Genomic DNA, 14,018 nt, shown 5'->3' on the forward strand with positions numbered 1-14,018 from the left:
TCAACCGCTAGCCTTATGGCTTCACCGTCACATCACGGTCTCGATCCAATTCCCAAAATTTCGCATACTTCATGAAGGTGTAATAGGCATAGAGTCCGGAAAGAATCAAGCCGGGCATCCCGTCGAGGAAGCCCACGCGCTGCACATACATCTTGAGAAATGCTCCGAGCGGATGGGTGATCAGTTGATGAGAAGAAAACTGCTTGCCCCGCTCCACCATGCGACGGGCCATCAAATCCGAGTAGCGATCTTGCTTCGCCACATAGTGATCGATGTCGCGGAAGGGATACTGCAATGCGGGGCGCTTGAGATGTCCGACCAGCCCCTCACAGTCGAAACTCTCATGGACCAGCTCTTCACGATACCGGAACCGTGCCTTTCGAAACAGCTGCGGTTGCCGATAATCGGGATACCAGCCGCAATGTTTGATCCATCGGCCCAGAAAATAATTCTTTCGTGGGACAAAATAGGCATCTGCCTCCGGCCCGCGGTCGAGCAACAGCCGGATCTCTTCCTTGAGCTCAGGCGTCATCCTCTCATCGCTATCCAGGCTGAAGACCCACTCATGGGTTGTGAATGCTACCGCCTGATTACGCAAATCGCCGAACCCTTTGAAATCGACTTGATAGACCTTGTCCGTAAACTCACAACTGATTGCCGCCGTCCGATCCGTACTATGAGAATCCACGACGATCAACTCATCACCCCAGCCCACTACAGACTCAAGGCAGGCCCGCATATTGGGTTCGTCGTTATAGGCGATGACATAGACCGACAATTTAGACATGTACGACCTTGAGCGGGGCTGGCTGTCGGGTGACCTCCATGACTTGCCGCGCCACCCTGTCCACCGTCAGCCGATTGAGGCAATCCCAGTAGGGACAGGCTTCATAGATACATTTTTCGCAAGTCGGCACATCGGGGCGCAGCACCACTCCCTTGCCGAGCGGCTGCCAGCGAGTCGGAAGATTATTCCGCCGCGGATCGAACAGACTGACGTTGGGCACGCCGAACGCTGCGGCCATATGGGCTGGCCCTGTGGCTCCGGACACCACCGCGTGACCAGCCGCAATCACGGACATCAACTCACGTACCGATAACTGTCCCATGAGATTGAGGACCGAGGCGGGAAGCGGCTCGGCACTGGCCGATTGCTGATTGAACATCTCTGCTTCCGCCTGGCTTCCGGTCAACACGACCCCCACGCCCTTCCGATGCAACTCATGCGCGAGTGCATGATAATGCTCAATACGCCAACGCCTGGCGGCAAATCCCCCAGGATGGAGCACCACTCTGGGGATTGCCAGGCCACGTAACCGCTCCTGTCCCTTCGCTCGTTCTTCATCAGTCAGCACGAGACTCGGCGGAAACACGCTGCCAGGCTGCAACCCGAGCCCCGTCAACATGCCGACGTTGTATGCGGTTTCATGCTTGGAAAAATCTTTCCGATGTTCATAGACCCGACGATTCGCCAACAGGCTATACCAGCGATAGCCTGTTGCCACACGAATCGGGACCCGCGCCAGAAAGGCCGCCCACATCAACCGCTTGAAGGGTTTGAGAAAGACCACGGCATCGACGGTCCGGCGAAAGATCGACACCAGTTCGCCCAGAGATTCCCGGCCTGTGACCGTCCAGACTTCGTCGAGATCAGGGTGGTGTGACAACACCGGAGCGGCATATTCGCTGGAGAGGAAAGCGATCTGCGCCTCCGGCAGGAGCCTACGTACTGCGGAGGCGACTGGCAGGCACAGAATTTCATCGCCAATCCCGTCAGGCCTGACCAAGAGGACCTTCATCGGGGAACCGTCCGACGGAATCGCTGTGCTCGAGCCGCAGCCAATACTTGTTGTGGCGACACCATTTTCAAACATTCCAACGGCAGGCTATTGTGACAGGTCCGGCTGAAACAGGGTCTGCAGGGCACAGGCTCAGTCAACACAGCATGGCCTGCCCCATAGGGACCGGTCCGGACTTCACTCGTCGGCCCGAAAAGGGCCACCACCGGCGTCCCGACCGCCGCCGCAATATGCATAGGGCCTGAATCGTTGGTAATCAGCATCGACGCCTTACTCAGAAGTGCCGGCAGCAAACCCACGGTTGTCGCTCCGGCCAGATCGATGGCGGGGGTCTTCATCTCACCCTTCACAGCTGCAACATCCACCCGTTCGTCAGGGCCGCCAATCATCACCACCGCTCCGCACCCTTCTTGCTGCAACTGATCGGCCACTTCGGCGAAGGAGGAAGCTGGCCACCGCTTAGTCGGCCATCGGGCGGAGACATTCATCGCCACCCAGCTCATTCCAGGCATCACACCGGATCGGCTCAACAGGCGATCGACCTCATCATAATCGGTTTGCGGGATACGGAACCGGAACTCAGGCGTACCGGAGTCCACCGCCCCTAGGGCCTTGGCCACAAGCATATAACGATCGACTGCATGCATCTCTGATTGCGGGACTGTCACGCGCTTCGTATAGAACCAGGGACTCCCCTCTCGCCCATTGGCAAATCCCACAAGCAGAGGAGATCCTGTGAGCCTCCCAATGGCGGCGCTCCGAAAGAGACCCTGCAGATCCACAACGAGATCAAACTGCTCGGCACGAAGAGGGGCCACCTGAGAGAGCCACCCTTGTAGCGTGGATTCCACAGACCAGACCCGATCCACTCCGTCGATCCGCTCGACGAGACCGGCCCATTGTCGCTTCACCAGCCAAGTCAGACGAGCCTTGGGGTATGCCCTGCGGATGGCCGCACAGGTCGGCATCGCATGCACGATGTCACCCAACGAGCTTGGCTTGATCAACAAAATGTGGCGATAGTCTTCCATCATATATGCCGCACGAGACTGGCGGGAAATGCGAGACAGGCGTGACGCGCAAGACCCACAAGTTTCACGGCTCTTGCCGCTCTCGCCTTTCCCGCTCGTCGCGCCCTTTCGCGCTCTTCACCGCATCGGTGAAAATCCAATCCACTGCCTCAGCCATGGACGTTGCCACGGCATCCGGCATCGCCTCTGCTGCTTGCAGCGCATCGAGCGCCTGGGCATCCACGAGATCGGTCGTCAGAAGAATCCCCTTGGCGCCCACTCGCTTCGCCAATTGGATGTCGCGTGCGTGATCGCCAATTAAATAGGAGCGTCGAAGATCGAGTTGCAACTCCGACCGGGCCCGCTCCACCATTCCGATATTCGGTTTGCGGCAGCGGCAGCCATCGTCAGGATGGTGCGGGCAAAAATAGATCGCGTCGAGCGCCACCTCTTCCTGCTCCAACAGACCCTCCAATCTGGCATGGATGGCTTCTAAATCCTTGAGGGTAAAGATCCCACGACCGACACCCGATTGGTTCGTCACGACCACTAATTTCGCACCAGCCCGTTTCAACCGTGCCAGGGCTGGCCCGACCCCTGCCAACAACTTCAACTCAGCGGCAACTCTCAGATAGCCAGGATCGTAGTTCAACGTTCCATCTCGATCCAGAAAGACGGTCACACCGTCCAGCGGGGCATGTCCCGCTGGAGGCAAGAGGCCAGCGGCACGAGGCAAGAGGTCGTCCTGTAAATTCTCTCGCCCCTCGCCCCTTGCCCCTTGCCCCCCAATCTGTTTGACCGCTTCATCATATACCTGATCAACCGTCACCCTGGTCATGCACCGATGGTCGATGGGACATTCACGCAACAGACAAGGCGCGCAATCGACCGGTTGCCGCACAATCGCATGGGCGCTCCCAAACGGCGACGTAGTCCGCCAATCGGTCGGCCCGAAGATCGCCACGACCGGCACTTGAAATGCAGAGGCAATATGCATTGGACCGGTATCGTTCGTGACGAGCACTTCACAGCGTTTCACCGCCGCCATCAATTCACGGATGGTCGTCGCCCCGGACAAGACCAACGATTTCGACGACAGATTCGCAGCAATTTCCTGGCCCAACCGCTCTTCTCCCTTGGCGCCAAAAATGACCACGCTGACCTCTTGTCCACGAGACATCCGAATCGTATGACAGAGCCGATCCGTAACCTCGGCAAATCGTTCAGGCAACCAGCGCTTGGCCCCGCCATAGGTCGAACCTGGATTGATCCCCACCACGGCATCGGAGGGGGCGACGCCGCCCTGAGAAAATCGGCCCGCCATGGCCTGTTCCTCTTCAGGAAAGACGATGAGTTCCGGTGCAGAAGGATCGGCTGTGAGGCCCAGCGGCTTCAGCAGATCCCAATAATAACGGACTTGATGGAGAAGCGTACGGCGATCCGGCGCCGCGACTGGATCGGTCAGCAGCAGGCTTCGTGCATCCGTCGCATAGCCATAGCGCCGAGGCACACCAGCCAGAAAAGCGAGGAGTGCCGCCTCAAACGCATTCTGAAACAACAGGGCCATATCGAAATCCTGCCGTCTCAATTGCCCGGCCAGCGCCCACTTACCGGAGAGCCCCGCATGACGCCCGTTCGTATCGTAGGTCAGCACACGCGTCAAGGCCGGATGGCCGGCAAACAAATCGGCCACCCCCGGCTTGACCAACAGCGCGATTTGCGCGTCCGGGAACAGGCTCCGCAATCCGCGCAGTGCCGGCTCACACATCACGGCATCGCCAAGCCAATTGGGTCCCCGCACGAGAATTCTTTTAATGAGTTCTTTCTCCACAAGCCTCCAAAAACTTCAGCCTTCAGCCTTCAGCCTTCAGCCTTCCAAGAACTAACTGCCGCAGTCGATCTTCCCCGACGGTCACGTCCGTGGTCAGTCGAACGGCCCACCAGGGATCGGTGGGTTGGAGCAGCGCAGCCAGCTTGCAGGCATCTTTCTCCGTCGTCACCACCAGTTCAGCCTGAAGCTCTGTCGCTCTCGCTCGAAGTCGCTCGATATCCTGTCTCGTATAGGCATGGTGATCGACATACACCACTTCATCGAGAACCGTGATCCCTATCGACTCGACGAGAGCACGAAAGGATCCCGCATGTCCCACCGCGCTACAGAGCAACGCGGTCTTTCCCTTGGACCAGGAGAGCGGCTGCGATGCGCCGCTGACCACCGACCAGAGACTCTCCGGACGAAATACCACCTGGATCGGATCTGGCATCGTGCCGATCACGGCCTGCAACCGCTGGCAGACCTCTGTCACCTGCGCCGGCACATCCGCTCTGGTGACCACAATCGCGCTCGCCCGTCCGGCCGCCTGAAGCGGCTCCCGAAGTCGACCGGCCGGCACCAGAGCCGCAAGCCCCTCTGCATCCGTCGCATCGACCAATAAGAAATTCACCTCTCGATAGAGCCCCAGATGCTGAAATCCATCGTCGAGTATCAGACAATCGACCGAAAATCGATCCAAGACCCAGCACCCGAGCTCATAGCGATCCGCACCGACAGCCACGATCGCCTTGGGGCAACGTTGCGCCATCAAAAATGGTTCATCGCCTGCCTCATTCGGACCGACCAGTAACTGCTCGCCGTTTGACACGAGCAGATACGGATCCGTACTGGTCCGACGATAGCCCCGGCTGAGAATCGCCACCCTGGTCCCTTGCGCCAGGAGCCATTCGACCAGCTGAATGACTACCGGCGTTTTGCCCGTCCCACCCAACGTGAGATTTCCGACACTTACTACGGGAACCGGTAATCTTCGCTGTGCAAACCAGCCCCAGTAGTACAGGAGCGCGCGCAACCGCGCAACGGCCCCGTATGGAATTGCAGCCCACAATAGCCACCATCTGACCCTTGTGCCTGGATTCAACAATTGTTCAACGCCCAGCCATGAGAGTGTGCGGTCGGTCTGTGAGAGGAGACCCGCTCGTGCCTCGCTGCGGCATCAGCAGCTGATCGATGGCCTCCAGCGTCCGTTGCAAGGCTCCCTGATTCTGCTCAACCACCTGACTCGCTGACTGGCCCATCCGCTTCCGTCCCTCGTCATCGGAGAACAGGGCCAGAACCTGCTTGGTGAGGTCCGCCGCCTGGAGAACTCGACGACCTCCTCCCGCCTGAATCAAGAAATCTGCAATTTCTGCACAATGGTCGGTATAAGGACCGAACAACACGGGCTTCGCCCACTGAGCAGGCTCCAGCAAATTATGCCCGCCGATCGGGACGAGGGTGCCTCCGACAAACGCGACGACAGCTTCCCGGTAGATCGCCGCCAATTCCCCACGTGAATCGAGCACCACTACACGCGGACCAGTAGATCGCAGCCCGCCGGCCTGCCCGATGGTACTGCCTTTCTGCACGGCGAGCCCGCGCGCCCGCACCATGGCCTCCACCGATTCCGCTCGTTCGATATGTCGAGGGGCCAGGAGCAAGACGGCCGAGGGATGACGCGTCACGAGCGCCTGATAACATTCCGCGAGCATCTCTTCCTCACCGGAATGGGTACTGCCCGCCACCAACAGCTGTTCCCCCTCCTGAAGCCCAAGCCGAGCTCTCGTCACCCCACCCTCTGACACGGCAGGTATCGGCTGATCGAACTTGATATTCCCTGTTCGCCTGACCCGAGAAGCCTCTGCTCCCAGCGCGACGATACGGTCGACGTCACGGTCCGATTGCATCAGACAGAGGCTGAGCCCCTGCAACATCGTCCGATAGAACGATCGCACAGGCGCCCATTGCTGCCGAGTAAAAGACCTGGTCGAAAGCCGGCCGTTCACAAGAACCGTCGGCACCCCGCGCCGACGCAGGTGCCACAAGAGGTTCGGCCAGAGTTCGGTCTCGACGAACACATAGAGGCAGGGTTGCAATCGTTCGATGAAGCGGGAAACCACACAGGAAAAATCGAGCGGCGCATAACAATGCTCTGCTACTGCGGCTAACCGTTGCTCGACAGCCTCCCGTCCCGTCTCGGTAACCGTCGAGACCACGATACGATGTTCAGGATGACGGTGTTGCAACTCCTTGACCAGCGGTGTGACGGCCACCACTTCACCGAGAGAAACGGCATGAACCCAAATCACTGGTCTGTCCGGTCTGGCTGATTCATCTGGTCTATCTGGTCGACGAGATAGACCAGACGGACAATCTTTCAACCCCAGTCGCTGAAGCAATCCACGCCGACATCGCTGTTTGGCCAGCAGTATCGCCAAGATGACCGGCGATACGAGCAGGAGCACAATGTTATAGAAGAGACGCCACATATGATGAGCAGTCAGCACAGTCTCATGCAGAGATGAAGGTTGAAGACTGACAACTGACGGCTAGATCTTCAACGCCTCTTCCGCCTGATCCGTCAATCGATTCAGAACCGTTTCAAGCTCCAGGCGTGCCGCTTCCAACGCCTGTTCATCGGAGTCTCGCGGCACCCAGATGGGGGCGCCCCACAGGTAGAGGCCCCGAGACCATGGGAATGGGACCATGAACCGATCCCAGCTCGCGAAGAGTTTTTTTTTGAGCAGCTAAAGGCTAACGGCACAATCGGAAGCCCGGTGGCCTTCGCCAACTGCACCACTCCGAGCTTGGCGACCTGGCGAGGCCCCTTGGGTCCATCGGGAGTCACGACAAGATCCGCACCGGATCGCCCGAGGCGAATCAATTCTCGCAACGCCAGCGCCCCACCCCTGGTGCTCGATCCACGCACCGCCCGATGCCCGAATCGAGAGATAATGCGTGCGATGATCTCACCGTCCTGATGCTGGCTGATCAAGACGTTGGCGCCTGTTCCACGATAACCTATCGGGACCATGAGCTGCTGCGCATGCCAAAACGCCAGAATGATATGCCGCCCCTCACGATACAAGGCATCCACCTGTTCGTGGCCCCGCGACTCCATTCGCATCGACCCGGTCAGTCCTCGAATGATTGACGCTCCGACGGGAGGGAGGAGTGAGAGCTTCACCCACGTCTCGATTCGCTTCATCCTGGGATTACGCATCAGGCACGTCCTGGAACTGCATGGCATGAAGCCGCTGGTATTGGCCTCCGTGGCGAAGCAGTTCGTCGTGGGTGCCGACTTCGACGATCGAGCCCTTGGCCAAGACCATGATCCGATCGGCCCGTTGAATCGTGGACAGCCGATGGGCGATCACGACGGTCGTCCGATTTTTCATCAAGTTGGTCAGCGCCAGCTGGACGACCCGCTCGGACTCGGTGTCCAAGGCCGACGTGGCCTCATCGAGAATGAGCAAGGGAGGGTCGCGTAAAATTGCGCGGGCGATGGCCAAACGCTGCCGTTCGCCGCCTGAAAGCTTCACCCCTTTTTCTCCTACCACCGTCTGATATCCCTGAGGAAGACGTTCGACGAAATCGTGGGCATAGGCCAACCGCGCCGCCTGCACAATCTCTTCATCGGTCGCATCCTGCCGCCCAAACGCAATATTGTTCCGAATGCTGTCGTCGAACAAGACCACATCTTGGGACACCATCCCCATCTGCGAACGCAGCGAGCGCAGGCTGTAGGACTGAATGTCGACTCCGTCGATGAGCACACGACCGGCAGTCGGTTCGTAAAAGCGCGGAATCAGATTGACCAGGGTCGTCTTTCCACTCCCACTGCTGCCGACAAGCGCCACCATCTCTCCGGCGCGAATCGTCAGGTTGATGTCATTCAGCGCCGGCACGGCCTGGCTCTCATACAGAAACGTCACGTCCTCAAACGTCACCGCCTGCGCCACACGCGGCAACTCCAACCGCCCCCGCTCCGCATCCTGCTCGGTCTGGAGGTCCAGCACGCTAAATACTCGTTCGGCTGCGGCCAAGGCCTGTTGAATGGAATTATTGGAACCGGACAACCGGCGAAGCGGGGTATAGGCCATGAACATCGCCGTGAGAAACGAGAAAAATTCCCCCGGCGTCATGGAGCCATTGATCACGAGAAAGCCGCCATACCAGATAATCGCCGCGACCCCCACCACACCGATCACTTCCATATGCGACGACCCGAGGGACGAGACTTGGATCGCCTTCATCGTCGTACTCAGGAAGGCGCGGTTGCTCAGTTGGAATCTCGTCTCCTCGGTCTCTTCCCGCCCATAGGCCTTCACCATGCGAATACCGGACAACGTTTCCTGAAGCGTCGAGGCCATATCCCCCATCCGCTCTTGCCCGCTGGCCGCCAGCGCCCGCAGCCGTTTCCCCATCCGCACCATCGTGAAGACGGCCAAGGGGATGACGATCACCGAGAGACCGGCCAGCCGCCAATTCTGATAGAAGATGACGCCCATCATGGCGAGAAACGTGAGGCCCTGCTGGAAAATATCCTTCAGAACGCCGGCCACCGCGTTGGCCATCAACGACACGTCGTTCACCACACGGGACACCAGCCGCCCCGACGTATTCACATCGTGGTAGGGAATGGGCAGCCGAATGAGCTTCCCGAACAACTCCTGCCGGATGTCGGTGATCACCTGATTCCCGACATAGTTCATGAGATAGTTTTGCCCGTAGTTGAAGGCGCTCTTCAACACCGACACGGTGAAGAGCGCAAGAGGAAGGACCAGCAGCAGGCTTTCGTTCTTATTGATGAAGATCTCGTCGAGGACCGGCTTGACGAGCCAGGCATAGGCGCCGGAGAAGGCCGCCACCAGCCCTGAACAGGCGAAGGCCGCACCCAAGCGAACCCGATAGGGCTTCAGATAACGAAACAGTCGTATCAAGCGATCTAGCGTCGACATTCAGACAATGCCACCTCTGCGGCTCGGCGGGAGGCGCCGGGCTCCCCTAATGATTGCCGAACCTGCCGCAACCCTTCTTTCATCTCACGATAGGCCGACGGATCGCGCAAGAGGTGGAGCACCTCCTGACACAACCGCTCGGCCGTCGCCTCATCCTGAATCAGTTCCGGAACGACCGATCGGCCTGCCACCAGATTGACGAGCCCGATCCACTTCACATTGATCAGCCAACGCGCCAGGCGATAGGTCACCGGCGTAGTCTTGTACAGCAACACCATGGGAGTCCCCACCACCGCCGCCTGCAGCGTGGCGGTTCCCGATGCGATAAACAACACATCGGATAGGGCCATCACCTCACTCGCCTGATCGTATGCGACTCGGACCGGCACAGGGCTCCGCTGTAACAGAGACTGAATCAGATGATCGTGAATTGAAGAGGCCTGCGCCAGGATAAATTGTATCCCCGGTTCTGCGGCATGCAGTTGCGCCGCCGCGTCGAGAAGCACCGGCAGCAGCATCTCGACTTCGCGCACTCGACTCCCCGGCAACAATCCAACGACGCGGGCCGACTCGTCCAGGCCGAACTTCCTGCGAAGCGCCGCACGATCGTACTGCGGCGCCACCGCATCAAGCAGCGGATGGCCGACGAACGTACAACGCACACCCGCCCGGCGATAGAGTTCCGGCTCGAACGGGAGAATGACGACGACATGATCGACCCGGCGCTGAATCCACTTCATACGACCGGGACGCCAGGCCCAAACCTGGGGCGCGATATAGTACATCACACGCCGGCCGGCGGCCTTGGCCACCCGGGCGAAATGAAAATTCAGCCCTGGATTATCGATCAGCACGACCAAATCCCAGGCCTCTGACTTCAGCACTCGCCGGATCGCCAACACGCGCTGGACCATGGCCCGAATGGCAGACAGGCCGATCAATCCCATCACATCTAGCTGCGGAACGCCCGGCACGAGGCTCACCCCTGCTGCGCGCATCGCCGCCCCACCAATGCCGACCAGCTCGGCCGTCGGGTCGAGCGCCATGATCGCTTTCGCTAAATGAGCCCCATGGAGGTCACCCGACGCTTCGCCTGTCACGATCAACATTCGCATAGCTTCACAGCCGAGACAAAGAAGACGCGCCGCCACCGTCTATCCCGTGAGCCCCTGCTTCATGACGAGCCGCAAAGGCCTCAATGGCCTGCAACACTTGATGTGCGGCCGCCACTGCCGCCGCGCCATCCTCACCGGACACCACCGGCCTCGTGCCTGTGCCGGCTGCGTGCAGAAACGATGCGAGTTGGAGCTTCAAAGGTTCTTCATCTCCACCCTGCAACTGTTCAACCTCGACGGTCGGCTTCTCTCCTGCCTTGGCGCTGCGGCGGGAGACCATGCCGAGACGAGTCTGAAAATCGATCGAGAGGTAACTGTCCCGCTGAAAGAGACGCAACCGCCGCATCTTATTCGTCGACACACGGCTGGAGGTCAAGTTGGCCACGCAGCCGCTCTGGAACTGAATACGGGCATTGGCAATATCGATCGAGGAGGACAAGACCGCCACCCCCGCAGCGCGCACTTCTTCAATAGGACCTGGATTCAAAGACAACACGAGATCCAAATCGTGAATCATCAGGTCCAAGACCACATCCACGTCCGTCCCCCGTTCACTGAAGCTACTGAGGCGGTGACATTCGATAAATACCGGCCGGCTAATATGGGGACGCATCAGCGCCATCACCGGATTGAACCGCTCGCTGTGGCCGACTTGTAGACAACACCCTCGTTGTTTGGCGAGCTGGACCAACTCCTCTGCTTCTGTTGGTGTGACAGCAATGGGTTTTTCAACCAGGACATGTTTGCCTGCCTGCAGACAGGCTTTGGCGACAGCATAGTGGCCAGACGTGGGAACCGCCACGCTCACGACATCGACGTGCGAGAGCAATTCATCGATCGTACGAAAGACCGGCGACCCATGCCGATCTGCGACCGTCTGTGCACGCTCAATCGATTGATCCGTCAGGCCAACGAGCTGCGCCCCGGGCAAGGAGGCATAGAGGCGCGCATGGTGCTGCCCGAGATGTCCGACACCGATCACACCTGCCCTTAGCAGCTTCATAGGATACCCCGAGCGTGATACAGCGATGGGAAGAGAACGGGCCCACCTGTCCTCTTCTTTGTCAGGAGCTCATCACGCATTACGGCTCCCCCATCGCATCCTGCTTAATCCCGACAATGGCAATGCGGGCAAACTTAGCCTTCTCCAACATAATCTCACGATCCAACAAAATGGTCCGTCCGGCTTCGACCGCCAACACGGAAGCCTTGACCGATGCCATCACTTCAATCGTTCGAGGCCCCACGGCCGGGAGATCGAATCGCAAGTCCTGCTGCGGCTTCGATCGTTTGACCACCACCGCGCCCTCCTTGGCCAGATCGCCGCCGCGTTTGATGGCGCCATCGGTGCCTTCGACCGCTTCGACGGCCACAACCACGCGATCTTTAATCACGACACATTGCCCGATATCGAGACGGCCGATGTCATGCGCCACGTCCCAGCCGTAGCGGATGTCCGCCCATTCTTTCTCCGATGGAGTCCGTTCGGTCAACGGCCCTTCTTCCACGAGAATCCCCTCAAGCCCGAAGGTCGACTCACAGATGGCGATCCCTTCTTGCTCGAGTTCCTTTGCGATTTCACGCAAGAGATCGTCGTCTTTCCAGAGCGCCAACCTCGTCGCCAATGCCAAGGCGCGAAAGTCAGGCCGGACCGTGGTAAACATATGGGTCTTCTTGATCCCGCCCAGCATCACAGCCTGATGGACGCCGTCTTCCTTGAAGGCCTTGATCAGTTTATTGAGCTGGCCGATCTTGATCCAATGGATCCGATCCACATGGCCGGCCAACTCCGGTTCCGTCTCGCCTTCATGTGCCACCGCCGACACGTGATAACCCAGCCTTCTGGCATTATCCGCAAAGATGATCGGAAACCGGCCGTTGCCGGCAATCAGCCCAATTCGCTCGCCATCGGTCATATGAGGCAGTACGGCCACGGTGCTTACTCCTCATTCTCCTGATCTTTACCGACCGACCGACAGATGCCGCGTTTCGTTCCTTCGAGAAACCCCAACACCGTCATCACGTCCGGTTGATCGCCGAACTCGACCTTTGCCAATTTAGCCGCTTCAGCCGTTCGATGCCCCGATCGGAACAACATGTCGTAGGCTCGTTTCAACACCGAGATCCGATCGGTGGAAAACCCCTGTCGGCGCAACCCCACCGAATTGAGGCCGTACATCCGCGCACGATAGCCGCCCGCCGCCCGCATGAAGGGAGGAAGGTCCTGCCCGAGGGCGCAACAGCCGCCAACCATGGAGTAGGACCCGACCCGCACATGTTGATGAATCCCGGTCAATCCCCCGATGATCGCATGGTCACCAATGGTGATGTGGCCGGCCAAACTGGCGGCATTGGCCAGGATGAGATGGCTGCCGAGATGACAGTCGTGGGCGACGTGCACATAGGCCATGAGGAAATTCTTGGAGCCGATCGTCGTCGTCCCGCCGCCTTGTACGGTTGCGCGATTGACCGTGACATATTCCCGGAAAATGTTGTCGTCGCCGATCACGACCTTAGTCGGTTCGCCCTTATAGGCGAGATGTTGGGGTGGGGCGCCGATCGAGACGAAGGGATGCAGCTCGCACCGCGCACCGATCTCCGTCCAGCCATCGACGGCGACATGAGACACGAGTCGCGTCCCAGACCCGATGGTGACATGTTCGCCAACCACACAAAATGGGCCCACCACGACGTCGGCGGCCAACTGCGCCTTAGGGTGGACGATGGCACTCGCATGAATCTGCACGCTTAACCTCCAGTGATGAATGATCGGTGATCAGTGCTGGGCTTCGGATAACTGCTATTCCACCAAAACTCGCCACGCATCACGCATCACCTTTTACGGCCTTTTCTTCCGTGACCATCGCGGTCACTTCGGCTTCGCAGACGAGTTCCTCTCCGACGAAGGCCTTCCCTTCCATCTTCCAGAACGGCGGCCGTTTCCTCACGACCTCGATCTCGAATCGCAACTGGTCACCGGGCACGACCGGTTTTCTGAACTTCGCGCCATCGACACCGGTCAAATAGACGACCGGACGTGCGGCGTTCCCCAGCGACTTAAACGCCAGAATAGCGCCAACTTGAGACATGGCTTCCAGAATCAACACCCCTGGCATGACCGGGCGTCCAGGGAAATGCCCCAGAAAGAAAGGTTCGTTGATCGTCACGTTCTTGATCCCGACGATTCGTTTGTCGGGATCCAGTTCCTGAATCCGATCGACCAGAAGAAAGGGGTACCGGTGCGGCAAAAGCGCCTGTATTTCGGCTTGCTCCATGACGGACATCGACAGAACCTCCTCTATCAGAATGCTGAAAAAGTC

At 59.0% G+C, this 14,018-nt stretch carries 13 protein-coding genes; all 13 read right to left on the minus strand.

What is annotated here, in order from left to right:
* Positions 1-13 precede the first annotated feature (13 nt).
* A complete protein-coding gene (locus tag Q7U76_18205) occupies positions 14-787 on the minus strand; it encodes a glycosyltransferase family 2 protein (GenBank protein MDO8358315.1) in 774 nt (257 codons plus the stop codon).
* Positions 780-1,799: a glycosyltransferase family 9 protein gene (locus tag Q7U76_18210; GenBank protein MDO8358316.1), complete on the minus strand. Its 1,020-nt coding sequence runs from the start codon at positions 1,797-1,799 to the stop codon at positions 780-782. Before Q7U76_18210 ends, Q7U76_18205 begins: the two co-directional genes overlap by 8 nt.
* Positions 1,796-2,833, minus strand: coding sequence for a glycosyltransferase family 9 protein (locus Q7U76_18215; protein MDO8358317.1), 1,038 nt, complete (start codon positions 2,831-2,833; stop codon positions 1,796-1,798). Before Q7U76_18215 ends, Q7U76_18210 begins: the two co-directional genes overlap by 4 nt.
* Positions 2,834-2,894: 61 nt before the next feature.
* On the minus strand, positions 2,895-4,640 hold the full coding sequence (waaF, locus tag Q7U76_18220) for a lipopolysaccharide heptosyltransferase II (GenBank protein MDO8358318.1): 1,746 nt from the start codon (positions 4,638-4,640) through the stop codon (positions 2,895-2,897).
* A 22-nt stretch (positions 4,641-4,662) separates the two neighbouring features.
* Positions 4,663-5,691 (minus strand): tetraacyldisaccharide 4'-kinase, encoded by a 1,029-nt coding sequence (lpxK, locus tag Q7U76_18225; GenBank protein MDO8358319.1) that lies wholly within the window; start codon positions 5,689-5,691, stop codon positions 4,663-4,665.
* A gap of 40 nt (positions 5,692-5,731) precedes the next feature.
* Positions 5,732-7,111: a 3-deoxy-D-manno-octulosonic acid transferase gene (locus Q7U76_18230; protein ID MDO8358320.1), complete on the minus strand. Its 1,380-nt coding sequence runs from the start codon at positions 7,109-7,111 to the stop codon at positions 5,732-5,734.
* 101 nt (positions 7,112-7,212) lie between these two features.
* Positions 7,213-7,845, minus strand: a complete 633-nt coding sequence (locus Q7U76_18235; GenBank protein ID MDO8358321.1) for a DUF374 domain-containing protein — start codon at positions 7,843-7,845, stop codon at positions 7,213-7,215.
* Complete coding sequence (msbA, locus tag Q7U76_18240) at positions 7,838-9,583, minus strand: lipid A export permease/ATP-binding protein MsbA (GenBank protein ID MDO8358322.1); 1,746 nt, start codon at positions 9,581-9,583, stop codon at positions 7,838-7,840. Before msbA ends, Q7U76_18235 begins: the two co-directional genes overlap by 8 nt.
* The gene (gene lpxB / locus Q7U76_18245; protein ID MDO8358323.1) at positions 9,571-10,692 is read right to left on the minus strand and encodes a lipid-A-disaccharide synthase; all 1,122 of its coding nucleotides are present in this window, start codon (positions 10,690-10,692) and stop codon (positions 9,571-9,573) included. The genes msbA and lpxB overlap by 13 nt, the downstream gene beginning before the upstream one ends.
* 10 nt (positions 10,693-10,702) lie before the next feature.
* Positions 10,703-11,701 carry a Gfo/Idh/MocA family oxidoreductase gene (locus Q7U76_18250; GenBank protein ID MDO8358324.1) on the minus strand — a complete coding sequence of 333 codons (999 nt, stop codon included), beginning with the start codon at positions 11,699-11,701 and terminating at the stop codon, positions 10,703-10,705.
* A gap of 79 nt (positions 11,702-11,780) precedes the next feature.
* Positions 11,781-12,614: a UDP-2,3-diacylglucosamine diphosphatase LpxI gene (gene lpxI, locus Q7U76_18255; GenBank protein MDO8358325.1), complete on the minus strand. Its 834-nt coding sequence runs from the start codon at positions 12,612-12,614 to the stop codon at positions 11,781-11,783.
* Between the two features lie 23 nt (positions 12,615-12,637).
* Positions 12,638-13,444, minus strand: coding sequence for an acyl-ACP--UDP-N-acetylglucosamine O-acyltransferase (lpxA, locus tag Q7U76_18260; GenBank protein ID MDO8358326.1), 807 nt, complete (start codon positions 13,442-13,444; stop codon positions 12,638-12,640).
* A 79-nt stretch (positions 13,445-13,523) separates the two neighbouring features.
* Positions 13,524-13,982, minus strand: a complete 459-nt coding sequence (fabZ, locus tag Q7U76_18265; protein MDO8358327.1) for a 3-hydroxyacyl-ACP dehydratase FabZ — start codon at positions 13,980-13,982, stop codon at positions 13,524-13,526.
* Between the last annotated feature and the right edge of the window lie 36 nt (positions 13,983-14,018).

It is taken from the genome of Nitrospirota bacterium (assembly GCA_030645475.1).
Classification (GTDB): domain Bacteria; phylum Nitrospirota; class Nitrospiria; order Nitrospirales; family Nitrospiraceae; genus Palsa-1315.

Bases quoted from the DNA above. Each gene is read 5' to 3' on its own strand.
- Q7U76_18205 (MDO8358315.1), bottom strand. From the start codon at position 787: ATGTCTAAATTGTCGGTCTATGTCATCGCCTATAACGACGAACCCAAT.
- lpxI (MDO8358325.1), bottom strand. From the start codon at position 12,614: ATGACCGATGGCGAGCGAATTGGGCTGATTGCCGGCAACGGCCGGTTT.
- fabZ (MDO8358327.1), bottom strand. From the start codon at position 13,982: ATGTCCGTCATGGAGCAAGCCGAAATACAGGCGCTTTTGCCGCACCGG.
- Q7U76_18235 (MDO8358321.1), bottom strand. From the start codon at position 7,845: ATGCGTAATCCCAGGATGAAGCGAATCGAGACGTGGGTGAAGCTCTCA.
- msbA (MDO8358322.1), bottom strand. From the start codon at position 9,583: ATGTCGACGCTAGATCGCTTGATACGACTGTTTCGTTATCTGAAGCCC.
- Q7U76_18230 (MDO8358320.1), bottom strand. From the start codon at position 7,111: ATGTGGCGTCTCTTCTATAACATTGTGCTCCTGCTCGTATCGCCGGTC.
- Q7U76_18210 (MDO8358316.1), bottom strand. From the start codon at position 1,799: ATGAAGGTCCTCTTGGTCAGGCCTGACGGGATTGGCGATGAAATTCTG.
- Q7U76_18250 (MDO8358324.1), bottom strand. From the start codon at position 11,701: ATGAAGCTGCTAAGGGCAGGTGTGATCGGTGTCGGACATCTCGGGCAG.
- Q7U76_18215 (MDO8358317.1), bottom strand. From the start codon at position 2,833: ATGATGGAAGACTATCGCCACATTTTGTTGATCAAGCCAAGCTCGTTG.
- lpxB (MDO8358323.1), bottom strand. From the start codon at position 10,692: ATGTTGATCGTGACAGGCGAAGCGTCGGGTGACCTCCATGGGGCTCAT.